This is a genomic window from Xenorhabdus sp. Sc-CR9, assembly GCF_963897815.1.
Taxonomy (GTDB): Bacteria; Pseudomonadota; Gammaproteobacteria; order Enterobacterales; family Enterobacteriaceae; genus Xenorhabdus.
On record NZ_CAWQTY010000194.1, the window covers coordinates 1 to 24,394 of the forward strand.

At 40.5% G+C, this 24,394-nt stretch carries 19 protein-coding genes and 1 pseudogene; 12 read left to right on the forward strand and 8 right to left on the reverse strand.

Annotated elements, in window-relative coordinates:
• Window positions 1-34: 34 nt before the first annotated feature.
• Window positions 35-640, forward strand: a complete 606-nt coding sequence (locus AACQ81_RS14165) for an HAD-IA family hydrolase (RefSeq protein ID WP_237387698.1) — start codon at window positions 35-37, stop codon at window positions 638-640.
• A gap of 453 nt (window positions 641-1,093) precedes the next feature.
• Here AACQ81_RS14165 and AACQ81_RS14170 read toward each other — a convergent pair whose 3' ends face one another.
• The gene (locus AACQ81_RS14170; protein ID WP_237387699.1) at window positions 1,094-1,969 is read right to left on the reverse strand and encodes a LysR family transcriptional regulator; all 876 of its coding nucleotides are present in this window, start codon (window positions 1,967-1,969) and stop codon (window positions 1,094-1,096) included.
• A 413-nt stretch (window positions 1,970-2,382) separates the two neighbouring features.
• On the opposite strand from AACQ81_RS14170, the gene AACQ81_RS14175 reads away from it, so the two are divergent.
• On the forward strand, window positions 2,383-3,564 hold the full coding sequence (locus tag AACQ81_RS14175) for an MFS transporter (RefSeq protein ID WP_237387700.1): 1,182 nt from the start codon (window positions 2,383-2,385) through the stop codon (window positions 3,562-3,564).
• A 46-nt stretch (window positions 3,565-3,610) separates the two neighbouring features.
• Here the strand turns inward: AACQ81_RS14175 and AACQ81_RS19770 are convergent.
• Window positions 3,611-3,837: pseudogene (locus AACQ81_RS19770) on the reverse strand (hypothetical protein); the annotation flags it as partial.
• Window positions 3,838-4,209: 372 nt separating this feature from the next.
• Here AACQ81_RS19770 and ppiA point away from each other — a divergent pair.
• The 3 genes from ppiA to AACQ81_RS14195 all read left to right on the forward strand — a co-directional run bounded on the left by ppiA (window position 4,210) and on the right by AACQ81_RS14195 (window position 6,260).
• The gene (gene ppiA / locus AACQ81_RS14185) at window positions 4,210-4,776 is read left to right on the forward strand and encodes a peptidylprolyl isomerase A (protein ID WP_237387701.1); all 567 of its coding nucleotides are present in this window, start codon (window positions 4,210-4,212) and stop codon (window positions 4,774-4,776) included.
• Window positions 4,777-5,194: 418 nt separating this feature from the next.
• Window positions 5,195-5,770, forward strand: coding sequence for an aminodeoxychorismate synthase component II (locus AACQ81_RS14190; protein WP_092553477.1), 576 nt, complete (start codon window positions 5,195-5,197; stop codon window positions 5,768-5,770).
• A 121-nt stretch (window positions 5,771-5,891) separates the two neighbouring features.
• Window positions 5,892-6,260, forward strand: a complete 369-nt coding sequence (locus AACQ81_RS14195) for an aminotransferase class III-fold pyridoxal phosphate-dependent enzyme (protein WP_237387702.1) — start codon at window positions 5,892-5,894, stop codon at window positions 6,258-6,260.
• A gap of 81 nt (window positions 6,261-6,341) precedes the next feature.
• Here the strand turns inward: AACQ81_RS14195 and crp are convergent, their stop codons facing one another.
• The 3 genes from crp to AACQ81_RS14210 all read right to left on the reverse strand — a co-directional run bounded on the left by crp (window position 6,342) and on the right by AACQ81_RS14210 (window position 8,652).
• Complete coding sequence (gene crp / locus AACQ81_RS14200; RefSeq protein ID WP_004240730.1) at window positions 6,342-6,974, reverse strand: cAMP-activated global transcriptional regulator CRP; 633 nt, start codon at window positions 6,972-6,974, stop codon at window positions 6,342-6,344.
• A 513-nt stretch (window positions 6,975-7,487) separates the two neighbouring features.
• On the reverse strand, window positions 7,488-8,357 hold the full coding sequence (locus AACQ81_RS14205; RefSeq protein ID WP_237387703.1) for a phosphoribulokinase: 870 nt from the start codon (window positions 8,355-8,357) through the stop codon (window positions 7,488-7,490).
• A 76-nt stretch (window positions 8,358-8,433) separates the two neighbouring features.
• A complete protein-coding gene (locus AACQ81_RS14210; protein ID WP_237387704.1) occupies window positions 8,434-8,652 on the reverse strand; it encodes a YheU family protein in 219 nt (72 codons plus the stop codon).
• 228 nt (window positions 8,653-8,880) lie between these two features.
• Here AACQ81_RS14210 and AACQ81_RS14215 point away from each other — a divergent pair, with 228 nt between their 5' ends.
• On the forward strand, window positions 8,881-9,489 hold the full coding sequence (locus AACQ81_RS14215; RefSeq protein ID WP_237387705.1) for a LysE family translocator: 609 nt from the start codon (window positions 8,881-8,883) through the stop codon (window positions 9,487-9,489).
• Window positions 9,490-9,504: 15 nt separating this feature from the next.
• Here the strand turns inward: AACQ81_RS14215 and murP are convergent, their stop codons facing one another.
• Together murP and murQ are read right to left on the reverse strand one after the other, a co-directional pair.
• Window positions 9,505-10,971, reverse strand: coding sequence for a PTS N-acetylmuramic acid transporter subunit IIBC (gene murP / locus AACQ81_RS14220; RefSeq protein ID WP_237387706.1), 1,467 nt, complete (start codon window positions 10,969-10,971; stop codon window positions 9,505-9,507).
• A 26-nt stretch (window positions 10,972-10,997) separates the two neighbouring features.
• Window positions 10,998-11,921, reverse strand: a complete 924-nt coding sequence (gene murQ / locus AACQ81_RS14225; protein WP_237387707.1) for an N-acetylmuramic acid 6-phosphate etherase — start codon at window positions 11,919-11,921, stop codon at window positions 10,998-11,000.
• Window positions 11,922-12,654: 733 nt separating this feature from the next.
• Between murQ and AACQ81_RS14230 the strand changes: the two genes are divergently transcribed.
• Together AACQ81_RS14230 and AACQ81_RS14235 are read left to right on the forward strand one after the other, a co-directional pair.
• The gene (locus AACQ81_RS14230; RefSeq protein WP_339353446.1) at window positions 12,655-16,008 is read left to right on the forward strand and encodes an inverse autotransporter beta domain-containing protein; all 3,354 of its coding nucleotides are present in this window, start codon (window positions 12,655-12,657) and stop codon (window positions 16,006-16,008) included.
• Window positions 16,009-17,312: 1,304 nt separating this feature from the next.
• A complete protein-coding gene (locus tag AACQ81_RS14235; protein ID WP_237387709.1) occupies window positions 17,313-18,203 on the forward strand; it encodes a LysR family transcriptional regulator in 891 nt (296 codons plus the stop codon).
• A 333-nt stretch (window positions 18,204-18,536) separates the two neighbouring features.
• Here AACQ81_RS14235 and AACQ81_RS14240 read toward each other — a convergent pair whose 3' ends face one another.
• On the reverse strand, window positions 18,537-20,492 hold the full coding sequence (locus AACQ81_RS14240; RefSeq protein ID WP_237387710.1) for an ABC transporter ATP-binding protein: 1,956 nt from the start codon (window positions 20,490-20,492) through the stop codon (window positions 18,537-18,539).
• A 246-nt stretch (window positions 20,493-20,738) separates the two neighbouring features.
• On the opposite strand from AACQ81_RS14240, the gene kefG reads away from it, so the two are divergent.
• From kefG to slyD, 4 genes are all read left to right on the forward strand, one after another.
• On the forward strand, window positions 20,739-21,302 hold the full coding sequence (gene kefG / locus AACQ81_RS14245; RefSeq protein ID WP_237387711.1) for a glutathione-regulated potassium-efflux system ancillary protein KefG: 564 nt from the start codon (window positions 20,739-20,741) through the stop codon (window positions 21,300-21,302).
• 2 nt (window positions 21,303-21,304) lie between these two features.
• Window positions 21,305-23,110, forward strand: coding sequence for a glutathione-regulated potassium-efflux system protein KefB (kefB, locus tag AACQ81_RS14250; RefSeq protein WP_237387712.1), 1,806 nt, complete (start codon window positions 21,305-21,307; stop codon window positions 23,108-23,110).
• Between the two features lie 14 nt (window positions 23,111-23,124).
• A complete protein-coding gene (locus AACQ81_RS14255) occupies window positions 23,125-23,328 on the forward strand; it encodes a YheV family putative zinc ribbon protein (RefSeq protein ID WP_237387713.1) in 204 nt (67 codons plus the stop codon).
• A 268-nt stretch (window positions 23,329-23,596) separates the two neighbouring features.
• On the forward strand, window positions 23,597-24,124 hold the full coding sequence (gene slyD / locus AACQ81_RS14260) for a peptidylprolyl isomerase (protein ID WP_237387714.1): 528 nt from the start codon (window positions 23,597-23,599) through the stop codon (window positions 24,122-24,124).
• The last annotated feature ends 270 nt before the right edge of the window (window positions 24,125-24,394 follow it).

The window sequence follows — 24,394 nt, forward strand, 5'->3', positions numbered from 1 at the left end:
ATCGACGCAGCAGTAAAGTTCTTCTAAATTATACATGCCTGAGGATCTCCACGATTTTGTTTTCTTTAGCAAAAACTTTGATCGTGCCTCAGGCACTTTAGTTCCCTTCTTAAGCGAAGCTCAGGTTAACTATGCTCATGGAAGAAAAACACAGGAAACGGTGACTCACTTTTTGGGAAGAAATAAAAAAAGTTTGAAAATAGCAAAAACTATTGAACAACATGAAATTATCACTACTCAAGGGATAATACCTGTCCTAGGAGCTTTGCAAATTTTGGAAAAAATACACCCAGAACATTTGGCTATTGTCACTTCAGCCAGTAGAGAGCTATGCATAAACCGCCTTCAAGCAGCAGGCTTACCTTGTCCAAAATTTATTGTATCAGCAGAGGATGTTATTTGTGGCAAGCCTGATCCCGAAGGTTATTTTCTAGGTGCACAACTGCTTGGCTTGGCTATTGAGGACATTTTAATATTCGAAGATGCTCAAGCCGGCATTCAGGCAGCGTTGAAAACCTGCGCGTCTTTAGCTATTGTTGGCTCTTGTGACGCTAGCGCTGGAAAGGAATTAGCTAGAATTCCAGATTTCACGAAAATTCAAATTATGCGTTCAAAGAATAGATATATGGTTATGTTTTAACAATATGAATATGTAGCTTTAGGTTTTTTACAAAAATCATAAACTGTGTTTAAAATGAACTGTACCTCAAAAGTTAGTTAGACACTAACTATCAATACTCACCCGCCTATTCTTCAGGTAGGTGAGTCACTTTGGTCACTGATTCAGCGCGTACTGATTAGCCTGCTCAGTGGCGCTGAATCGTGAACGAGAAAAACAGGCGGCTTAACTTATCTGGTATGCCAACTATCTTGATAATTACCGAATCCGTTTCAATCCAGTCATCCATATTTTTTATGAATGGATGGTATCGGTTGAAAAACTAGAAAAGTTGCTCCCGTGGCTTATCTGAATAATTTGTTAACAATCCGCAACTCGATAGTAAAAACAGGAAATTCTCTGAAAAAGCTGCCAAAATTCAAGGCTGTTTTCTGGCGTGCTGCTAATTTCAGTGCTTATAACTTGTTTTCAGCATTAAATTGTTATCTTCTTGAGAAAATTTATTAAGGCCTTTTGCCTCATTGAATATTGAGTTGAATGTAACCAAATAGCATGAATCTGAATTGTATTGGTAGAGTAATCATTTAATATCGGGATAAGCAGCTTTTTGTCTAAGTAACGTCGGATAGTGATATCAGGTAAACATGCTATCCCTAGTCCTTTCAGGGCAAAATCGATACGAGCGTTTAAATTATTACATACAATTGATGTAGGAAGATAAGTTTCTCTGGTTGACTCAATTGGCCATTGTTCAATAATCCCAGTATTTGGCGAACGATAGTGAAGTAATTTATGCGTCATCAAATCAGAGGGAGTTAGAGGTTCCCCATTCTTTTCTAAATATACTGGTGATGCAACAATAAGACGCTGGAAATCACCTAAGTGATGCGATCTTAAATTATTATCTGGAATATACCCAACGCGTATGGCGGCATCGAATGCTTCTTGTGCTAAATCAACATTGCGAGCTGAGTAATCAAGTTCCAATTCAATGCCTGGATATTGCTCATTAAATCTAGACAAATGATCCAGAAAAATATCTGTGATTGGGGCAAGACTTATCTTTAAGCGCCCTTGGGGTTCCTGTGCAGCGTTGGACAGTTCATATTGGAGTTCATCGAGCTCGTCTAGGATTCGTCGGCTCCTTGTAAGCAATATATTCCCTTCGTGAGTAAGAGAAATACTTCGAGTTGTGCGGTTAAATAGCTGTACTCCGAGTTCCTTTTCAAAACGCGATATTCGCTTACCAACAGCAGACGCTGTAAGCCCTAATACCCGACCTGCACCGACAAAGCTTTTGAGTTCTGCGACTTGGACAAACACCGAAATTGTGGTGAGAGACTCAATCATTTCTTCTCCATTGCGGACAGTTACGTCAACATAGACCGGAGATATACCCTACTTTTTCTACAATTACCAGCGCGATAAGATTATTTGACCACTAGCATTATTATGCTGTTTAGTCGGCATAAGTTGTTTTTTAATAGAGGATGGAGAGTATCTGATGAAGGAATTTGTTATTGGAGCAACAGGTTATGCATTAAAATGTGATGTAATTGTTAATGTAGCTAATCCCTATCATTCTTATGTGGTTTTTACAGTGCCTGGAAGATACTGGATGAATTCTTATTCACTATAATTCGGATAAATTCTCAAGAAGCTAATGATCTTAGCTGAAGTCCTAACCATTCAGCTCTATTAGAATTGATTAGAAATGATGAATTTTTTTGATGTAATCCCTTGTTGTTAATTGGAGATTTTTTATGAATGATAAAATCATGAGTTGGCCACTTTTCGCGTTGGCAATCTCCGCTTTTGCGATTGGTACTGCAGAATTTATTATTATGGGTTTGCTACCACAAATTTCAGTGGATCTGAGTATTTCTATACCCACTGCCGGATATCTGGTTTCAGGTTATGCAATTGGTGTAGTAGTTGGTGGTCCTTTGTTTGCATTTGCCCTACGTAAAGTGGAAGAAAAAACGGCACTTCTACTGCTTATGGTTATTTTTATCGTTGGGAACTTAGCCTGCAAGTTAGCATCCGGTTTTGAAGTATTATTGATCGCTCGAGTTTTTACAGCATTTAGTCATGCATCTTTTATTGGTATAGCTGCGGTTTTGGCATCACGTATAGCGCCGCCTGGCAAGGAAGGAAGGGCTATGACTCTTATGCTTACTGGCATGACCTTGGCTAACGTCCTAGGTGTACCGATCGGCTCTTATATCGGTTTAGAGCTTGGTTGGAGAACGACATTTACAGGTGTTGTTATCTTGGGGCTATTGTCTTTATTTATGGTATTTATTCTTGTGCCATCCAGAAAAGTTACGAAATCTGGTAAGCATGAAAATAGTGTGATTGGATTGAAACGACCTATTGTTTGGCTCGGGTTAATGACCAGTGTGATGGCATCTGCAAGTATGTTTTCCTTCTTTACTTATATTGTTCCTGTTCTTCAAGATGTTACTCATGTAGAACCGAAATTTGCCAGTTTTGCTTTGATGATCTGTGGTATTGGAATTACCATTGGTGGGCTGCTTGGTGGGCGGCTTGCAGATTGGAACCTCACCAAGTCTTTGATTTTGTCGTTATGCATTTTAATTGCAACACTCGTTGTTTTTTATTGGGCAAGCCATATAAGATATCCGGCTGTAATTAATATGGCTATCTGGGGTTGTTTATCTTTCACAGTAGGAATGCTCTTGCAAGTCTTGATAATTAGAGTTGCCGGGGAATCCGCAAGCTATGCTTCAACTCTGAATATTGGTGCATTTAATCTTGGTAATGCTATTGGTGCGTGGATTGGTGGGAGAGTTATTAATGCTGGATTCCCTTTGAATTCAATCTCCCTAGTGGCGGCTGCTATCTCTGTTGTTACTTTAGTGATGGTACTTATTATTTTTATTAGTAAGGATAGGCAACTTTTGATCTACCGGCCATCGTAAGCCAATTAATCAGTAATTTTGCTTTCAATGATAACTATCAAAATAATTAGCCCAATATCATCACTGACAGTTCAGTGTGGTTCATAAAGCGATTATTAACCAGTGCCCAGGCTATTCGGGCATTTTTATTCGCCAGAGAAACCGCCGCTTTATTGAGTCCACTGCGGGATATCATATTTTAACCAGCATTGTAATCCATTACATTGTTCGTTGGGAATTTTTTTGAACCCTATAGACAACTGAACGGGCACGATGGATAAGTATTTCTCGCAAGTCAAAGAGGAAGTTATTTCCCTCTCTATTATTATCTCACTATTTATTTCATTGGTGACGATACCGATTATTCTGCAATTACTACCAGTCTAAATTTTGATGGGAATTTCAGTTCCTGCTCTTTACTAAGCAGAGCAATGTGATATTTACCCACTTTGGTGCGGAAAGGGCATTAATATGGAGTTTATTCCCAAAATAGCTCTTCCAAAAATATGCGAATATAAAAATTACATAGATAGATTTTCTTCTAATCACCTAAAAATACTCGTAAATGTAGGTAAATATTTGGAACTTATCCCTATAGGGAATTACACTTAATGAGTTTTGTTGTTATGAGTTTTATTGTTGACCTCAAAAATAAAGGAACCATCAATGTTTAAACGTATTTTTGTGTCGCTTATGGCTGCATGTGCTATCGGTGTGATAGCTACTCCAGTATTGGCAGCTGAAACTCACGTGAAGCTGATGACATCAGCCGGAGAAATTGAACTTGAGTTGGATAGTAATAAAGCACCAATTACCACCAAGAATTTCGTTGAGTATGTCAATGAAGGGTTTTATAACAACACTATTTTTCACCGTGTGATTCCTGGCTTCATGATTCAGGGCGGCGGTTTTACAAAAGATATGAAGCAAAAAGCCACTAGGGAGACAATCAAGAATGAGGCGGATAATGGCTTGCGTAATCTTCGTGGCACAATCGCGATGGCGCGTACCGCAGATAAAGACAGTGCAACCAGCCAGTTTTTTATTAACGTTACCGATAATGCTTTCCTTGACCATGGTCAGCGTGATTTTGGTTATGCAGTCTTTGGCAAAGTGGTAAAAGGCATGGATGTGGTTGATAAAATTTCTCAGGTCAAGACAGAAAATGTTGGTCCTTATCAAAATGTACCAGCAAAGCCTATCGTGATCTTGTCAGCCAAGATCGAGCCTTAATCTTTCAATCTCCTGTTTTGTAGGCTGTTCTCACTCACCCCAGAAACATAGCCGTCTATGTTTCTGGGGATTAATGAGAGATTCCTGCCTCTCACCAAGGGACAGTCTTCGGCTGGACAAATTCGTTCCCGACGAACTTGTCGGTTCCTTTACTGTCGCACTGCCTCTTGAAATCCATTGGTTATAAGCCATAAGTAGATACTCGGATAATCGCCCTTGATTGTTTGGGTTGCACTTTACTTCTCTGAGTTTCCCTTCTCTGTCGCTACTATTCTAACAGTGCTTCTGTGGTATGATGAGTACTTCGTTGCCGTTAATAGTGTTTATCTGATTTTATTTTACCGTGAGACATAATGCATAATACCCTAATGTGGGTAGGGTAACTTATAAAACTATAAAATCAGTAGGATATACTCCTATGTTATTAATAATAGATAATTACGACTCTTTTACATTCAATTTATATCAGTATTTTTGTGAGTTAGGGACAGAGGTTTTAGTTAAACGCAATGATGAGTTGCAGCTTGAAGATATCGAAAAGCTGGCACCCACGCATTTAGTGATTTCACCTGGGCCTTGTACGCCAAATGAAGCAGGGATCTCGCTGGAAGCGATTTCGCATTTTGCCGGAAAGTTACCTATTCTCGGTGTGTGTTTGGGGCATCAGGCGATAGGGCAAGCTTTTGGTGCGAGCATAGTCAAAGCCCGTGAAGTGATGCATGGAAAAACCAGTTTGCTCCATCATTGTCAGCAGGGGGTATTCAAGGGATTGGATCATCCATTGACCGTCACTCGTTATCACTCTTTGGTTATTGCTGCGGAAACCCTTCCGGCATCATTTGAAGTAACGGCATGGAGCCAACGCAATGGTGATGTGGATGAAATCATGGGGATACGCCACCGTACTTTGCCACTGGAAGGGGTGCAATTTCACCCAGAAAGTATTCTTAGTGAGCAAGGACATGAGTTGTTGAATAATTTTCTTAAATATTAATCTGGTAACACCAAACCCCTCACTCTACTGTTTTTTTATTTGCTATAATGTGGTTTTTTATTCATATTTAATGACTATTATTTCACTTAGATGTGGTAAATATAAAAACAAGGTGAGGGAAATGGTAGGAAATCCTCTGGCTTGTTCTGTTGGTTGTGCAGCTCTGGATATTATCAATACGCCAGAAGTATTGGCCGGAGTGGAAGAACGTCATGATATGATCATTTGCGCATTGGAGAATCTGAACCAAAAATATGGCATTTTTCAGGAAATTCGTGGAAAAGGGCTGCTTATCGGCGCTGTATTGAAAAAAGAGTATCAGAGTAAATCCAGAGATATATTGCAGAAAGTGGTTGAACAGGGGTTGATGTTATTGAGTGCAGGAGACGGTATTCTGCGTTTTACGCCGTCATTGGTGATTCCTGAGGATGATATAGCAGAAGGCATGGCACGGCTGGATATAGCGATAACGCGGTGGTTAGATAAATAAGCTGGCAGCCAGATAAAGCAATAACAGAACAAAGAAGCCAGTGGGAATCTCGTAGATTACACTGGCCCGGTTTTTCAGGAACTAACGGGTCCCATAAACGACAATAGTTTTACCATGTGCAGAGATCAGGTTTTGATCTTCCAGCATTTTCAGAATGCGGCCAACTGTTTCACGTGAACAACCTACAATTTGTCCAATCTCCTGACGTGTGATTTTAATCTGCATACCATCAGGGTGAGTCATCGCATCAGGCTGCTTAGCCAGATTGAGTAATGTTTGGGCGATACGGCCTGTAACGTCCAGAAAGGCCAAGTTACCCACTTTTTCGGAAGTTGTTTGCAGGCGACTTGCCATCTGAGCAGATAAACGCATTAGAATGTCAGGATTAACCTGAATTAACTGACGGAATTTCTTGTAAGAAATTTCAGCCACTTCACAGGCGCTTTTAGCGCGCACCCATGCTGTACGTTCTTGCCCCTCTTCAAACAATCCAAGTTCACCAATGAAGTCTCCCTGATTTAAATAAGAGAGAATCATCTCTTTACCTTCTTCATCTTTTATTAGAACAGCAACTGAACCTTTAACAATGTAGTAAAGCGTTTCTGCTTTCTCGCCTTGATGAATAAGCGTGCTCTTGGATGGATATTTGTGAATATGGCAGTGTGACAAAAACCATTCAAGAGTAGGGTCTGTTTGTGGCTTGCCGAGAACCATTCGCTTTATCCTCTGTTGTTATTTCTGCCTTTATGAAGTGAGAAACAGGCCGTTTCTCTTAAGGCTAGTTTTATAAAGTCAATAGATTAACATATTAACTTGCTGAAAAACTGACAAACGAGAATTTTATATGGATTATAAAAATTTCAATATACAAGTGTATTGATCTTAACCCATATACCTTGCCAGTCTCGCATGTAGACTTGTTTGTAACACAGGAAAACGTTTCTGTCTTCTCTTGTATCGCTTCAGCATATTAAACTGGTTATCAGATTACCAGAAATTGGTCTAGAGACGTGGTCTTATTGATTTTATATTTATAATAACGAAAGATAATGCTGAATACTGTCCTTTTAGTGAAGTATTTCACGTTGTTTTTGCATGTATTAGTTCTTCATGGTTATGATTTTTATCAGGCTGATTTATCGCCACATAAATCACTTATTTATTTTAATAAAACAGGCGGCATTATTTTTTGTTACCTGTTTTATTAAAAATAAAATGAAGCCTAGATCATGAGATCTTTTTACCTTCCAGTAATTGTTTGACGAGCGGTGCCATAATTAACTCCATAGCCAATCCCATTTTTCCACCCGGCACGACGATAGTATTTATACTGGAAATAAATGAACCCTGAAGCATTGCCAGTAAATAGGGAAAATCAATTTGGCTTAGACCTCGAAAACGAATCACGATAAAACTTTCGTCTAACGAAGGAATGGCCTTGGCAGAAAAAGGATTAGAGGTATCAACAGTGGGAACGCGCTGAAAGTTGATGTGTGTGCGTGAAAATTGAGGAGTGATATAGCGAATATAATCGTCCATTGAGCGAACAACAGAATCCATAACAGCTTCTTGAGAGTGTCCACGCTCGCTGGTATCACGGATCAGTTTTTGTATCCATTCCAGATTGACTATAGGTACAACACCAATCAGCAAGTCAACATAGCTGGCAACATTATGTTGTGGCGTGACAACACCGCCGTGCAGCCCTTCGTAAAACAGAATGTCGGTGTTTGACGGCAATGGTTCCCATGGTGTGAAAGTGCCTGGTACTTGGTTATAAGGAACAGCTTCATCATAGGTATGGAGGTATTTGCGGCAGCGACCACTGCCTGTTTCCCCATAATCATAAAACGTCTTTTCCAGCATGCTGAAATCATTGGCTTCTGGCCCAAAGTAACTGATATGCCTGCCCTGCTCTTTCGCTTTTCGGATCTCAGCATCCATTTCTGGGCGAGTATAACGATGAAAACTATCTCCTTCAATGAGTGCAGCAGTTACATCAAGTTGTTGGAAAATCTTACGAAAAGCTACACTGGTCGTTGTCGTTCCTGCTCCACTGGAGCCAGTGATTGCAATAACAGGATACTTGGCAGACATGAACAGACTCCTTATTAATAAAAATTTGGATTATCTTTTTAATCAGTCTCTTATGATGAATAAAATGGGCCAAACCTTATGGGCGGAACATCTCTTTAGGCATGATATTGGCAGTTTCATGTAATTCAGACCATACCAGCAGAACCTCACCTCGTTCAAGCTGACGTTTGACATCCTGTACTTTTTGTTCAAGTGTTTTTTCTTGATCACCGTAATCTGTGCCTTCACGTAAGACAAAACTTTCAATTAAGTTGAGTAGAGTATCGGTTTCAAGTTGTTGCCACGGTATCATCATTGTAATTGCTCCTGATGATGTTTTGATTGTTCTGAAATTAAGTGTTTTTCGGATAATTGTTTTAAATGAGATAGCCTTAAATAAGGCACCATCCAGTATGGTTTATGGGGACAAAAATTCTCACTCATAATGAATTGATTTCATGATTAGTTATCTTGTGTGTGGAATAACATACTGCTATTTTTCTTGAAAGGAAATGTTGACCATTTGGGTGAGGGGAATCTACCCATGACTGTAAGTTTGTTATTCTCGCTTAGTACATTTATGTTTATTTCTGCCGTCACTCCGGGTCCAAACAACTTGCTGCTAACATCAGCGGGCGCTACTTTTGGTATCCGTCGCTCTGTACCACTTTGTTTGGGTATTGTATTGGGAATGCAGACAATTTTATTGCTGTCTGCCTTTGGGGTTGCTGCATTGCTGCTGATCTACCCTGCAATGCATACTGGCCTGAAAATACTCGGTAGCCTGTATTTGTTGTGGCTGGCTTGGAAAACGGCGACTTCACACTATAATAAGCAATTACGTACAGCGCAGGCGACAGGGGCACCAATCAAGATTCATCAAGGCTGGTTACTGCAATTCCTGAACCCCAAAACATGGTTGATGGGATTGGGGGCAGTCAGCAGTTACAGTCTGCCCGGATCACTATATAACAATTCGATATTGGCTATCAGCGCAGTAATGTTAATCTCGAGTGCAATAGCTGGTGCAATCTGGCTTATGCTTGGCTCATTGATTGGCTGTTTATTAAGAAATCGCCATGCGTGGTTCATATTTAATATTGCGATGGGGCTGCTGACCGCCGCTTGCGTCCCTTTAATCTGGGTTAGCTAAAATTAGGGACTGGAGTCAATTCATGTCAATATTTTTACTGCCAAAGAATAATGTCAGCATAAAGCCTGACAGGTAAGCGACGAGCAATCCGGCACCATATACTGCCATGCCCGTGAAGATACCATTGTTGGAGGTCATCAGGGGGAGCGCGACCAGACCGGAAGGGCCAAAAACACTATTTAATCCGACTGGTAATCCCCACCAGGCAATCAGACCGATAAAAAAACCGCCAACTGCACCACCGAGACAGGCGGTGACAAAGGGTTTTACGCGAGGCAGTGTTACGCCATAAATCAAGGGTTCCCCAATTCCCAGAAACCCCGGAATGATGGCACCTTTGATTTGAGTGCGCAACAAGGAACCCTTTTGAGCTTTCAGATATAACGCCAGCGCAGCACCCACCTGACCTGCTCCGCCCATTGCGAGAACAGGAAACAGGGAGTTGAAACCCTGTGCATCCATCAAGGTAAAATAGACGGGGACGAAGCCTTGATGCACACCAAACATTACAGCGATTAAGAACAAACCTGCCAGAATTGCTGTGCCGAATGGGTTGCCATTCAAGTTCATGAACAGCCATGACATCGTGGTAAATAAATAACTCCCGATGGGCATAATGATGATAAAAGCAACAGCACCCATGATAAGCAGAGTAATAGCAGAAGTCAGGATCATATCGAGGTCAGATGGCATGACTTTGCGGATTTGCTTTTCTACCCATGCACCGAGAATAGAGGCAATCAGTACACCGATGATGTTACCTCGAGGATCGATGGCGAATCCAAAGAAATTATTTATGCCGGAATAGAACCCGCTGTTGGCTTCGGCGTTATAACCCAATACGAATAAAGATGCGATAATTGCACCATTAACCCCTGATCCGCCAAAAGCTTTTTGCGCATTGTAGCCAATCAGGATGCTCAGAAAACTGAACATGCCTTTGCTAAAGATTTTCATATAACCGATCATCTCGACCAAAGTTGCGTCGGGATGCACAGCGTCTTTGACAAAAATCTGCTCCAGCAGGGTAGCAAACCCCAATAACAGACCAACAGCAATAAATCCGGGGATTAAAGGCGTGAAGATGGTGGCAAATTTAGCCAGAAATTTATGGATTGGGCTGGTTTGTTTTTCTTTGAGATATTTTTTGTTTGAGGTGGCGATATCTTTTAGGTTTTCAGAATAGTGCTCAGTGACATGAAGTTTTGGTTCATTGGAGTTATATGATTCACTGAGCAGTGTATTCATGATATCTGCGGCTGTTTGAGCTTTACCGGGGCCAAGGACAATCTGAAGTTGGTCATCACTTTTTATGACGCCTAAGACGCCCGCAATTTTCTGCAATCTGATTTTATCGACAAGTGAATCATTGCGTAGAGTCAGCCGCAATCGGGTCATACAATTACTACTGTGTGTAATATTACCTGTCCCGCCAATGGCGTTGAGTATTTCGAACAGCATTTCCCGACTAATTTTAGCCATTTATGCCCCCTTCCAAGAGGTAATGATTATCGGTCTTTTGAGATGCTTGGCCGGATAAGCCCTTGATGCTTTTTCAATAATTTTTTGGCTTCTTCGGCACTTATACCCGATAAAATCATCACAATCGCAGTTTTACAGTGACCACCACAGGCGTTCAGGGTTTTTTCGGCGGTTTCCCTGCTGCATTCGGTGGCAGCCATAACAATATTTTTCTGACGTTCGATTAACTTGGCATTTGTGGCTTCCACATCTACCATCAAATTGCCATATATCTTGCCAATGCGGATCATGGCACCTGTCGTGATCATATTCAGCACCAGTTTTTGTGCTGTTCCGGCTTTCATGCGAGAAGAACCTGTCACAACTTCCGGCCCTACTACGGGCGTGATAGCAATGTCAGCCAATTGCGTCATCGGGCTAACAGGGTTACAACTGATACAGGCTACGGTAGCGCCAACGGATTTAGCATATTCCATTGCACCTAATACATAGGGTGTCCTGCCACTGGATGCGATCCCCACGAGGATATCCCGCTGATTAAAGTGTAGTTCCTTAAGATCGCCTGTGCCTAACTTCCGGTTATCTTCCGCATTTTCGACCGCTTTCAGAATTGCCTGATGCCCACCTGCAATTAAACCGATCACCTGTTCTGGTTTTGTACCATAAGTTGGCGGACATTCACTGGCATCTAAAATACCTAAACGTCCAGAAGTTCCGGCTCCACTGTAAATTAAACGCCCTCCCTGACGAAACGCCTCTGCGACCTTATCAACTACTTTGGCAATTTGCGGGAGTGTTTTTTCAACGGCGATAGCTACTTTTTTATCTTCATCATTGATAACTCTCAGCATATCGAGTGTTGATAGTTGATCAATGTCGGAACTGGCGGGATTGCGACTTTCTGTCACCATACTTTCTGTCACCATATTGCTTAAGTCTATTTTCGTCATTTTTTGCCGTGTGTTTATGGAGGATTAATGAAGTTAAAATTACCGTATTGAGTGCTTGGTATAAAATATATCAATAGATTCAACTTTTGTGTAAGTTTAAATGAGAATCAATATATTAATCGAGAAGGTTTGTCAATATATAGAAAATCCTATATTTATATCGACATAACTGGATATATTCGTGCAACTAAAAAAGGAGTGAAAAGGATTTTTAATTTTAAAAAGTAAGTTTTAATTAAAAAAGAAGTGAAGGTAAAATAATTTTTTGTGAAAGAGATATTTTACAACCAAATGATTATATTATCAATAAAGAAGTTCAATGAAGTTATCTTAAAGTAATAAGATTACTTTTTATTATCAGGTGATAATAATTTTTCATTATGCCCGATGATAAGAAAATTCTAAAATGGTAGGGGGTTTTTATTCTTTATCTTGATTAAATACACAGTTATTAAATTATAGTAATGGCTTATATTTTATAAGGCATCCATAAAATGAAAAAATATTTCTATTTTAATAAAATTAAAAATGAGAGTGATTCTGAATAGGTTTAGGGATAAGAGTGAGATTTTTATTTTTCTCTGGGTGACTCTATTTAACGGGATTTGTCTTCCAGCTTTATGTCATCAAAGCAGGATGAAAATTTATAAGGTGTCGGTATATGAACTCATATTATTTTAAATATACTCTTTTTTTAGTTTTTTCAGTTATAACACTTGTTTTTTCCTCTTTGATGACAAACACATATGCAGAAGGAGTACTCTCAAAGGAAGAAATATATATTAAAAAAGAAAACAAAATTGGTTCAATAAATAGGCAGCCTGATAAAGATAATGAAAGACTTTCAGATATCAAAAATAATAAAGCTGATATGGTAGAGGGAAACAATAACTCTTCTGAATTGAATGCTCAGTATATCATTGCAAAAAATATTCAGGCAGCAGGGATTGTATTATCTTCCTCCCCATCTCAATTGACTGAACAAGCAGCATCCTACGCTTTGGGAAAATTAAATAGTACAGTATCCAGTGAAGTTCAAAAATGGTTATCTCAATTTGGTACAGCCCGAATTAATTTCTCCCTTGATAAAAAAGGCAAGTTAGATAATGGCTCTTTGGATTTATTGCTTCCGCTTTATGACAATAAAACAGATTGGTTGATTTTCTCCCAACTGGGTTATCGGAATAAAGATAGCCGACATACTCTTAACATCGGTTTAGGAGGACGTTATTTCACATCTAATTGGATGTATGGTTTAAATACTTTTTTCGATCATGATGTCACCGGACGGAATAAACGTCTGGGTATCGGGGGAGAAGCCTGGAGTGATTACGTTAAACTCTCGGCAAATACATATTGGCGTCTGAGCCAATGGCATCAAGCTCCAAAAGAGATAGATTACGAAGAGCGCCCAGCTAATGGTTTTGATCTCACCGGGGAGTTTTTCCTACCCGCTTACCCACATTTCGGTGGCAAGTTGAGTTATGAGCGGTACTTTGGTGCTCAGGTTTCTTTGTTCAATCGTGATACTAAACAAAAAAATCCCAGTCTTGCCAGATTTGGTCTGAATTACACACCTATCCCGCTGGTTACTATAGCGTTGGATTATAAACATGGAAGCGGTGGACGCAGCGAGGCCTTGTTCCAAACCAGTCTGAATTACCGATTTGGTGTACCTTTTAGTACCCAAATCTCACCTGGAAATGTGGCTTCCATGCGTACATTGGCTGGGAGCCGTTATGACTTGGTTGCAAGAAACAATAACATTGTTTTGGATTATAGAAAAAAACAGGAACTGCAAATCACTTTGCCTCACTCTATCAGTGGATATAGTACTCAGCCAAAATCAGTCGAAGTTCAAGTAACTTCCGATAAACCCGTCAAGCAGATTACATGGCGGGCAGATGAGGGGTTTATCCAAAACGGGGGAGAACTCCCGCATATAAGTAAAAATAACGCTATTGAAATTGTGCTACCAAAATATATCCGCCACGGCATAAATCGCTATCTGGTTTATGCCGTGGCGGAAGAAGAGGATGGCAGGCAATCCAAAACGGCGGAGATGTTCGTCATCGTTGAACCTTTTATCATTAAAGGCAAGCCTCAAAATATTATTGTAGATGGAAAAGCTGTTCATATATTGGCTGCGACTATCACGTACGGTCAGCAAAATAACGCCGCTCTTTCCAATATTGTAATCCCAAGTGTTAAATGGACGGTTGAGCTTCCTGAGGGCAGTTCATCAGGAGAAAAAAATCCTATTGAATTGCAGGCTATATCCGATATAACCAATGATAAAGGGCAGTTAACGGCGATAGTAAGTAGCACTGAGATTGTCAGGAATGCGTTGGTTTATCTCGAAATAGACGGAATGCCCAAGATAAAGATAGCGACCATCAGTTTCAATCATATTCAGCCTGAGTACTCAATTGACTCAATGACAGTTTCACCGGAAAGCCCTATTGCGCTAGGCAATGAGAATGACATTTATACCTTTGTGGCAACCATTTTGGGCACTGATGGTCAGCCATTGAAGAATAAAACCGTAAATGCGGGTTGGCGTGTAGATCCAGCGAATAACAATGTGAAATTGAAAGAGAGTGACACGACAGACGATGAAGGGCGTTTGATTGCGACGTTGAGTAATACATCCCAGAAACCTGCGGAAGTGAAGGTCGGGCTTAAAATTGGACAGGGTAAAGAGAAGTTCTCGGAGCCAGTCGCTTTTGTGGCTGATGATAAGCAAGCCATAAAAATTCAATCTTTGGTTATTGATTCTAATCAGGAATTAGAGGCAACGGGAGAAAATAAATTCACCTTCACGGCAATACTGGCTGATGAGGCGGGAAAGCCAATTAAAGACAGCACGCCCATTACCCCTACATGGCAAATAGAGAAAGGAGTCTCCGGTATGAAATTAACTGTAGGATCGCTGAAGCCAAACAGCAAAGGAGAACTAGTGGCAACGGTGACCAGCACACAAGAAATTAAAGACGCTCAAATCTCTTTATCAATTCAGGATGGTATAAAAACATTATCGCCACTTTTTACCTTTATTCCGGCAAAATCCGTCAATATTCAATTAAGAGATGAAATAGAAGTTTCCCCAAGCGAGCCTATTTGGGGTAATGGACAAGATGCATATACCTATAAGGTTTTAGTTGTCGATCCGACAAATGGACAACCTATGCGTCACTGGAGTTTCGCGGAAGTAGAATGGAGTATTAAAAATAACAAATTGCCGGATGATTTAATTTTCAAGGATATTCAGAAAACGACGGATGCTGAAGGCTATTTAACGGTATCATTAGTGAGCAAAGTGGGCGTGAATAAGATCACAGCCAAAATAGAGGTTAATAAAAAGCACACAAAGCGCGCGAAAACAAAGGTAAATTTCAAGGCAGTACCACAATTCGCAGGGATTGAGCTTTCCGCTCAAAGCCACCATATAAATATACCGGCAACAGAGCAGGAGAAACCTTATAATGTTCATAGCGATTTAGCTGTTAAATTGATAAAAGGATCATCTGTTTCTTCTGGATATATCGTTGGTGATAATGTCAAATATCACTCGTCAAGTGAGGTTGTAAAAGTATTTTCATCCGGAGATATTATTTTCCCTGCTGAACACTTCACCACATCCAAAGGACCAACCATCGTCACGGCAACAGTAACAGATCCTGATACGGAAGCTATATATGTCTATGAATATCGTTTTAACCCACAGAGATATGTTTTCAGCCCTGAGGTTGGTAATGATGGCCTGGTAAAACTGGGGGAAAATTCAGGAAACAGTATATGTGAAACCCTTGATTCCAAATACTCATGGGGACATCGTGCAAGTTCAATGACTGATCAAGATATTGGGATATCTGCATCAACAGAGACTAACCGTTCATTGCGGTATGAGTATCATCAATTCCCGGGTTACGGTCTGTTACCTTATCCATATGAACAAAACACGAATATAAAAGTGGCTGATAGTAATAATCCTTCACACTTCTTCTTATATGATTATGATAAAGGGAATAAAATAGACTCCGATCCTGATGATGAGGGTAGATTATTGTGTAAACTATCAGATTAAAATAAAGGGAATAAAATGCAGGCTGGATTAATTCAATCCTGTGTTTTTTCTTTTTGTAAGAAGAATAAGTTATCATCTGATAACTATTATTCATTGTACATTTTTTTGACTACACTTACTGTTTGTTATATTTTTGTGAATGTTTTTATTAAATAAATAGCCTTCCAAAATTGTGGAAAACCGCCTTACTTCTCGCGCGGTCAGGAGTAAGAATGAGTGTGTTTATACTTCAGTATCAGTATATGATTATTGAGTACATGCTTATGAAACTGACAACCATAAAATACATCTGCTACAATACCAGTAATCTACAAATATGCCATAAAAATCAATAGACTACAATGTATTATTGTTCTTGGGGATAAATCAGAGCAATTGCTTTCCAGTACACACAAAAACCAACAGATGAACTCTATAAAAAAACATACTAATACAGAATGTTCCGATATAAAAAAGATCAAAAAATTGAAATAAGAATAGGTGTATTTTATCGATAACGACACACTGCAAGATTTCCCATTCTCTATACCATTATTTATTGATGTGATATTTTCTAGAAGTATTTTACTCGTTTTATGATGGTGAATATCATTATAGTTGTATTTAATATAATACTTTAAATTAAAATTCACCTTTATTAACACGCAATAAGCGTAAAAATCAGAATAGCCAAAAAAGTGAAGCATGGTTTTTCTGACAATAATATAATGCGTATGAATTATCTGTGGTTTGTTACATTATACGAGTAAGTCAGATATATATACTTTTCTTTATATTTAACAATTAAATTATTTATACAATAGTTTCGTAGTATGATATTTTAATTTTCATGGTTTTTGGTATTTCCTGAATGGGTTGCCAATAAATGATAGTTATCAGTTGATAACTTGATGTTCATTATTTGATTCTTGGTGGTAATCCTAATTGTATGGCATATAAAATAATCATAATCAGATTGTTTATATGATGTATATCTAATCTATTTCAAGTTTTAGTTAAATCAATAAAGCTGTAATTTGAAAAATGAAAGGGGTGTTTAATAGTGTGGATAACAGGGCTTCATCTTGTTTTGTATCGGTAACGCGTGAGCTCTTGTTAGTTTCTATTGAAATTATTTATTGATGTTATTAAGTCACAGTGATAATCAATCTTTTGCTTATTGTACCCTTATTAACTAACATTTTATTAGTTAACATTTTGACGGGTAGACCTGACAAAAGCTTTGGCAAAACACTAAGTTAAAATGCTATCACCATGAATCTGTAATGTTTTGTAGTTATTTAACAATCATTGGGCGAAAGAACATGGATATACGCAATCTTGAAGCTTTTATCGTTTTGGCTGAGACTCTGAATTATCATAAGGCTTCGGAGAGGCTTTATCTTTCTCAGCCTGCTTTGACGAAGAAAATACACGGGTTGGAAGACATTCTTGGTGCTTCACTATTTACAAGGGGGCCAAATGGAACAAGATTGACAGATTTTGGACATAAGACATTGGAAAATGCCAGAAATTTTTTAACTCATTATGAACGTTTTAAAAGTCAGGTTCATTTTGATTCAAAAGAAGATATGGTCAGGCATTTATATGTCGGCTCCTGTTTCCCCATTCATAACTATTCTCAAATAGAGAGACAGATTGCGGAGAAGAAAGGGGATATTGTACTGGCATTGGTGACTGGACTGTCCGTTGAGCAGCAGATAAATTTATTGAATGCTGGGATGCTGCATGTCGCTGTGATGCCTTTGGCATCTATTGCACAGTTAGAGCCCAAAAAGGTGTTTACGGAAAGACTGGTTTATATCTTTAAAAAAAGGAGTAATCTGATATCTAAATTTAGAACTGCTTTAAGTAAGTTCGGAAATGGGGTTTTTCCAAAAAATTCAGATGGAAAGAAAGAAGTAGCTGAATTAACTGATTGCCTTAATGTTTTCCCTATTTATACCGGTGACAATATGCATTTGTTATTAAAGACAAATGATATTATGTTAATTGTTGAAATGATTACGAAAAATAGCGCTTATACATGTGTTCCAAAACGAATTTTAGGTTCTATTCCTGAGTATTATATGGATTTTTTGGAAGTTGTTGAAACCGATAAAAAAATTGATCTTGGGGTGGTTTGGGCAAAATCAATAGAGAATCATCTGATTGAAGATGTTGAAAACTTTTCTACATTGGTTGCTAATGTATAAGTCTATGAGTAATTATTGTTTTGATGGCTTATTTGTCATTTAATTTCTTATTAAAATAAGATTCGGGATATATTGTAATGATTCTCTTAATAAGGAGTGCAAAATGAGAATGAACACCTTAGATATTTTCCAATCATAGATAACCTGTTTACATAAATGAGTTGTCATTTTTTACGGTGAGTCACTTAGCTATTTTCATGCAGGTTTTTATTTTTGCCATGTAAACAGAGAACAATATTTTCAATGTTTGAGCAAGTGATGGGATAAGAAGATAAAAAGTAATCGGGCATTGAATAGCAATGCCCAATTTTATGCTAGATAATACCGAAAAGGTTACTTGGTTCCTTGACTTGCATGAAATGCTTCTGTCATTTGCTCAAGCTGTTCCTGAATGTCCATCCATTCCATCTCGATGTTTCCCAGTCTAGACTTTGTTTGTGTTTGTTTATGCAGGCATTCCGTTAATTCAGCTTTACGATCATTTTCGTAGAGCGTATTGTCTGATAATTTTTCTTCTAAATTTACCAATTCCGTACCCAGTTTTTCCATTTGGTTTTCAAGGGTTGTAAGTTGTTTGCGTAATGGTTGAGTCTGATTGCGGAATTCAGCTTCACGCCGTTTTTGGTCTTTACGCTCTTGGGCACTGTAATTTTGCGTGCTGTTCGCTATCGTTTCAGTTTCCGCTTTCTCTTTTTCCTGATGATCGCGCATCTGCTGTCGTTGCAGCTCAGACAGCCATTGTTGGTAATCGTCTAAATCACCCTTGAAAGCTTCGACTTCACCATCATGCACCAGATAAAGTTCATCTGTAGTGGAACGCAGTAAGTGCCTATCATGCGATACCACAACCAGAGCACCTTCGAAATCGATGAGCGCTTCGGTTAATGCCTGTCTCATGTCAAGGTCAAGGTGGTTGGTGGGTTCATCAAGCAGCAGAAGATTAGGACGTTGCCAGACAATCAGAGCCAATACCAATCGGGCTTTTTCACCACCGGAAAAACGCCCGCTCGGATCTGTTACCTGATCGCCTTTAAAGCCAAACCCTCCCAGATAATCCCGAAGTTGTTGTTCCATCTCTTGTGGCGCTATTCGGGCTAAATGCTGTAACGGGGATTCATCTGCCCGCAGGTATTCCAGTTGGTGCTGTGCAAAGTATCCCAATCGGATGCCTTTTGATAGGACGATCTCTCCTTGCTGCGGCGCAAGTTCTCCAGCCAACAGTTTGATCAGGGTAGATTTACCCGCGCCATTTCGACCTAATAACCCTATGCGTGAACCGGGTACCAAATTTAATTTGATCGAATTCAGAACAGTTTTTTCTCCATAGCCAGCGCTGATTTTTTCCATATTCAAAAGTGGATTTGGCAGGCTATCTGGTTGGCGAAAGCTGAATTGAAAGGGGTTATCAACATGGGCTGGAGCGATAAGTTCCATACGTTCCAGCATTTTGATGCGGCTTTGTGCTTGTTTTGCTTTGGAGGCTTTGGCACGAAAACGATCAATGTAGCTTTGCAAATGCGTCACTTTTTCCTGCTGGCTTTGGTACAGCGCTTGCTGCTGAGCAAGTTTGGCGGCGCGTTGCCGTTCGAAGGAGGAATAGTTGCCGGTATATTCGTACAGACTCTGCTGTTCAATGTGCAGTACTTTATCAATGATTGGATCGAGGAAATCCCGATCGTGGGAAATCAGAATCAAAGTGCCTGTATAATTTCGTAACCACTTTTCGAGCCAGATGACTGCGTCTAAATCAAGGTGGTTGGTTGGTTCATCGAGTAACAGTAAGTCAGAACGACAGATTAGCGCTTGTGCCAGATTGAGACGCATGCGCCAACCGCCTGAAAATGAACGTACGGGTTGCTCCAACTGGACTTGGGAGAATCCTAAACCATGCAGTAGGCTGGAAGCTCTGGAACGGATTGTCCATGCCTGAATTGTATCAAGCAGACCATGAAGATGGGCGATAGCGTGACCGTCATTTTGTTCGTTGGCGACTTTTAGCTTCTGTTCCAATTGTCGGAACTCGCGGTCGCCATCGATCACATATTCCAGAGCAGATGTTTCCAGAGCGGGTGTTTCCTGATTTACCCAAGCTAGTGCCCAGTTGCTGGGAAATGTGGCGGAACCCCCCTCCGCCTGAAGTTCATCTTTCAGTAATGCTAATAAGGTAGACTTACCACAGCCATTCTTGCCAACTAATCCTACTTTTTGGCCGGGATTGATGGTTGCGTTAGCATTGTCCAATAGGACACGAATGCCGCGGCGGATTTGCAGTGAAGAGAAAACAATCATAGATGTTGTCTGTATAAAATGTGTTAAGTTAATAAGTAGGGTATATCCTTTATCATTCAAATTGCTACTTTACTGGCGGTACTCATTCACTCCGGCCATGATAGTCTGGCCATATAGTTAGTTAGGTTCCTGAGATTTGTTCCCCCGCCGCAATTTGAAATCTATTGGGTATATCTCTATTCAGTTTGATAGCTTGGCGTGCATGGTAGCGGAAAATATGTGTCCTGACACGTCTTAGGGGGATTGATGTTGTCATTACCTAAAGAATTGCCGCCTAAAGTGTTGCTGTTGTATACCCATCCCGAACCTTTGAATTCAATTGCGAATAAAGTGCTATTGCAGCGTGTGCAGGAATTGGATCATGTGACAGTTCACGATCTCTATAGTTGTTATCCCGATTTCTTTATTGATATTCCTTTCGAGCAGCAGTTGCTGCGTGAGCACAAGGTGATTGTTTTCCAGCACCCTTTGTATATTTATAGTTGTCCTGCTTTATTGAAAGAGTGGATGGATCGTGTGTTGAGCCGTGATTTCGTCAATGGCTCAGAGCAAGCCCTGAGAGGAAAATATTGGCGCTCGGTCATTACCACAGGCGAGCCGGAAGGTGCTTATCGGAGAGGTGGATATAACCGTTATCCGATGGAGGAAATTCTCCGCCCTTTCGAATTGACGGCATTAATGTGCCAGATGCATTGGTTATCACCAATGATCATTTATTGGGCAAGGCGCCAAAAGCCAGAAGTACTTGCGAGCCATGCGGTAGCTTATCGGGAATGGCTGAAGGTGCCTTTGTCTTTGGGAGGGTTGTGATCATGGAGACTTCAGCGCTGTTAAGCGCCGGAACATTGTTCTTGTTTGCTGCTGTTGTGGCTGTTCCTCTTGCCCAGAAATTCAATATCGGGGCTGTACTGGGTTATCTCATTGCAGGAATTGCACTTGGCCCGTGGGGCATGGGATTTATCAAAGATGTTGATGAAATCCTGCATTTCTCTGAACTTGGTGTTGTTTTCCTGATGTTCATCATCGGCCTTGAGTTGAATCCAACAAAACTTTGGCAACTCAGGCGTTCTATCTTTGGTACGGGTACGGCGCAGGTGATATTAACTGCGTCAGTTCTGACTTTTTTTCTCTATTTAACTCATTTTTCATGGCCGGCCGCAGTTATTGGGGGAATTGGGCTGGCAATGTCATCTACCGCAATGGCGCTGCAACTGATGAAAGAGAAAGGGATGACAAGTAATGAAGGTGGGCAACTTGGTTTCTCTATCCTGTTGTTTCAGGATATGGCCGTCATTCCCGCTTTGGCTGTGATCCCGTTGCTGGCTGGTGGGACGGCATCCAGTGATTGGTACCGTATTGGGCTGAAAATTGTTGCCTTTGCCGGCATGTTACTGGGAGGGCGGTATCTGCTGCGTCCATTGTTTCGGTTGGTGGTGAAATCTGGTGTCAGAGAGGTATTTACAGCCGCTTCACTGTTGATTGTTCTGGGGGCTGCTATTTTCATGGAGAAGCTGGGCTTTTCAATGGCTCTCGGCACTTTCATTGCAGGTGTTTTGCTGGCTGACAGTGAATACCGTCATGAGTTAGAGATCTCTATTGAGCCATTCAAGGGGTTATTGCTGGGATTATTTTTTATTTCTGTTGGCATGTCCCTAAATATGGGGGTATTGCTGGTTCATCTATTGAGTGTTTTGATAAGTGTCTTGGGGCTGGTGCTGATAAAAGGCGGCATACTTTATGCTATTGGTAGAATATCGGGTTTGCGAAAAGCGTCATGCTCGCAGTTTTCTGGAGTGTTAAGTCAGGGAGGAGAATTTGCATTTGTCTTATTTTCTGCCGCACTTGAGCAGAGGGTATTGGCACAGGAGCAGATGTCGCTTTTGTTGGTCGTAGTGACATTATCAATGATGACAACACCTGTGGTGATGCAATTAATTGAAAGTATGTTATCGCGTCGATATAACACACAAGAAGAACATGAAGAACAGCCGTTTGTAGAAGATAATGAGCCACAGGTAATTTTGGTAGGGTTTGGTCGTTTTGGACAAGTGGTCGGGCGTTTGCTGATGGCAAATAAGATCAGCATTACGGTATTGGAACAAGATGTGAGTGCGATCAGCACCATGCGCCGTTATGGTTATAAGGTGTATTATGGTGATGCGAGTGAACTGGAATTGCTGCGCTCTGCGGGTGCGTCGAAAGCTAAGGCGATTGTTATTGCCAGTGATGATCCAGAGGATACGATGGCGATTGTGCACTTGTGCCAGAAACATTTTCCTCACTTAAATATTCTTGCCCGTGCCAGAGGGCGTCTGGAAGCCCACGAACTGTTGCAAAATGGTGTAAGGGATTTTAATCGAGAAACATTCTCCAGTGCATTGGAACTGGGACGTAAGGTATTAATCAGGTTAGGCATGCATCCACACCAAGCACATCGCGCGCAGCAACACTTCCGGCGCTTGGATATGCGAATGTTACGTGAACTCGTGCCTCAGTTGCATGGCGATATGGCGCAAATATCCCGTGTGAAAGAAGCTCGCCGGGAATTAGAAGAACTGTTTGAACGGGAAATGATTAATGAGCGTCGCCAACCGGAAGGATGGGATGAATATGAATAACGTTGGGGTGAATTATGTCAGTTAGTCGTAAGCGTTTTATTGCGGGAGCTGTTTGTCCAAAATGTCAGTCACAGGATACGCTGGCAATGTGGCAGGAAAATAAAGTTGATATCGTTGAATGCGCTCATTGTGGTCACATACAGAGGCAGACTGACGAAGTTGTTACTTCTCATGTCAGGGAACAGGAACAGGTTATTGGTATTTTTACACCGCAATAAATATACCTTTCATCTTTGTTCGACCTGCCATTTTGTTGGCTGCTTTTATTAACTCCGGTCGGGTCGTTATCATTAACCATACTTTCTGGGAAAAGTTCTCTGCTGTAGCTTGAAATCGATTGGATATAAATGAACTAACAATAAATTGTGGATAAATTTTGCCGTCGCTGTACCTGGCGACGTAGAATTCCGTTACAATTGGCAGCATTTTTTTGAGCTGTAAAAATTTTTCCTTACGGGTTTTTCCCTCGGGTATGTAGGAGTAGTCATGAAAGTAGCAAAAGACTTGGTGGTCAGCCTGGCTTATCAAGTAAGAACAGAAGATGGTGTTTTAGTTGATGAGTCCTCGGTGAGCGCGCCGTTAGACTATCTGCATGGCCGTAGTGCCCTGATCAGCGGATTGGAAAAAGCATTGGAAGGTCGTGAGGCAGGTGAACGTTTTGATGTTAGCGTAGAAGCGAATGATGCATACGGTCAGTATGATGACAATCTGGTTCAGCGTGCGCCAAAAGATGTGTTTGTTGGTGTTGACGATCTTCAGGTTGGCATGCGTTTTCTGGCTGACACGGATCAAGGCCCTATCCCAGTTGAAATTACTGAGATTGACGGTGATGAAGTTGTTGTTGATGCTAACCACATGCTGGCTGGTCAAAACCTGAAGTTCAATGTTGAAATTGTAGCAATCCGTGAAGCAACTGAAGAAGAACTGGCTCACGGTCATGTTCATGGTCAGGGTGGTTGCGATGATCACCATGAGCACGATGAACATGGGTGCTGCGGTGGTAGCTGCCACTAATCTGAGATCATTTACTAACTAAAAATTGTTAGTAATATGAAAAATCAGTCAGCAGAAGAAGGGAAGCACATACTATGCGCTTCTCTTTTTTTATGTTTCTGCCTTCCTTGGCAGATATATTCCAAATAAGCGGTATCAGTAATCAGGGCAATCGCATCTAAATTTTTTGGGCTTTACCCAAAACCGTCAGCAGATATTTGTCATCCCAACCTGCCCGTTTACGGCGGGCTTTAATTCCCGCTTTGGTGGGAGCTAAACGAAGTAAATTCA

Excerpts from the sequence above, each read along its gene's own strand:
- AACQ81_RS14170 (WP_237387699.1), bottom strand. The coding sequence starts at position 1,969 with ATGATTGAGTCTCTCACCACAATTTCGGTGTTTGTCCAAGTCGCAGAA.
- AACQ81_RS14230 (WP_339353446.1), top strand. The coding sequence starts at position 12,655 with ATGACAAACACATATGCAGAAGGAGTACTCTCAAAGGAAGAAATATAT.
- AACQ81_RS14255 (WP_237387713.1), top strand. The coding sequence starts at position 23,125 with ATGTCAGTTAGTCGTAAGCGTTTTATTGCGGGAGCTGTTTGTCCAAAA.
- kefB (WP_237387712.1), top strand. The coding sequence starts at position 21,305 with ATGGAGACTTCAGCGCTGTTAAGCGCCGGAACATTGTTCTTGTTTGCT.
- murP (WP_237387706.1), bottom strand. The coding sequence starts at position 10,971 with ATGGCTAAAATTAGTCGGGAAATGCTGTTCGAAATACTCAACGCCATT.
- kefG (WP_237387711.1), top strand. The coding sequence starts at position 20,739 with ATGTTGTCATTACCTAAAGAATTGCCGCCTAAAGTGTTGCTGTTGTAT.
- AACQ81_RS14215 (WP_237387705.1), top strand. The coding sequence starts at position 8,881 with ATGACTGTAAGTTTGTTATTCTCGCTTAGTACATTTATGTTTATTTCT.
- AACQ81_RS14235 (WP_237387709.1), top strand. The coding sequence starts at position 17,313 with ATGGATATACGCAATCTTGAAGCTTTTATCGTTTTGGCTGAGACTCTG.
- AACQ81_RS14175 (WP_237387700.1), top strand. The coding sequence starts at position 2,383 with ATGAATGATAAAATCATGAGTTGGCCACTTTTCGCGTTGGCAATCTCC.
- AACQ81_RS14195 (WP_237387702.1), top strand. The coding sequence starts at position 5,892 with ATGGTAGGAAATCCTCTGGCTTGTTCTGTTGGTTGTGCAGCTCTGGAT.
- murQ (WP_237387707.1), bottom strand. The coding sequence starts at position 11,921 with ATGACGAAAATAGACTTAAGCAATATGGTGACAGAAAGTATGGTGACA.
- slyD (WP_237387714.1), top strand. The coding sequence starts at position 23,597 with ATGAAAGTAGCAAAAGACTTGGTGGTCAGCCTGGCTTATCAAGTAAGA.
- AACQ81_RS14240 (WP_237387710.1), bottom strand. The coding sequence starts at position 20,492 with ATGATTGTTTTCTCTTCACTGCAAATCCGCCGCGGCATTCGTGTCCTA.
- ppiA (WP_237387701.1), top strand. The coding sequence starts at position 4,210 with ATGTTTAAACGTATTTTTGTGTCGCTTATGGCTGCATGTGCTATCGGT.
- AACQ81_RS14165 (WP_237387698.1), top strand. The coding sequence starts at position 35 with ATGCCTGAGGATCTCCACGATTTTGTTTTCTTTAGCAAAAACTTTGAT.
- AACQ81_RS14210 (WP_237387704.1), bottom strand. The coding sequence starts at position 8,652 with ATGATGATACCGTGGCAACAACTTGAAACCGATACTCTACTCAACTTA.
- AACQ81_RS14190 (WP_092553477.1), top strand. The coding sequence starts at position 5,195 with ATGTTATTAATAATAGATAATTACGACTCTTTTACATTCAATTTATAT.
- AACQ81_RS14205 (WP_237387703.1), bottom strand. The coding sequence starts at position 8,357 with ATGTCTGCCAAGTATCCTGTTATTGCAATCACTGGCTCCAGTGGAGCA.
- crp (WP_004240730.1), bottom strand. The coding sequence starts at position 6,974 with ATGGTTCTCGGCAAGCCACAAACAGACCCTACTCTTGAATGGTTTTTG.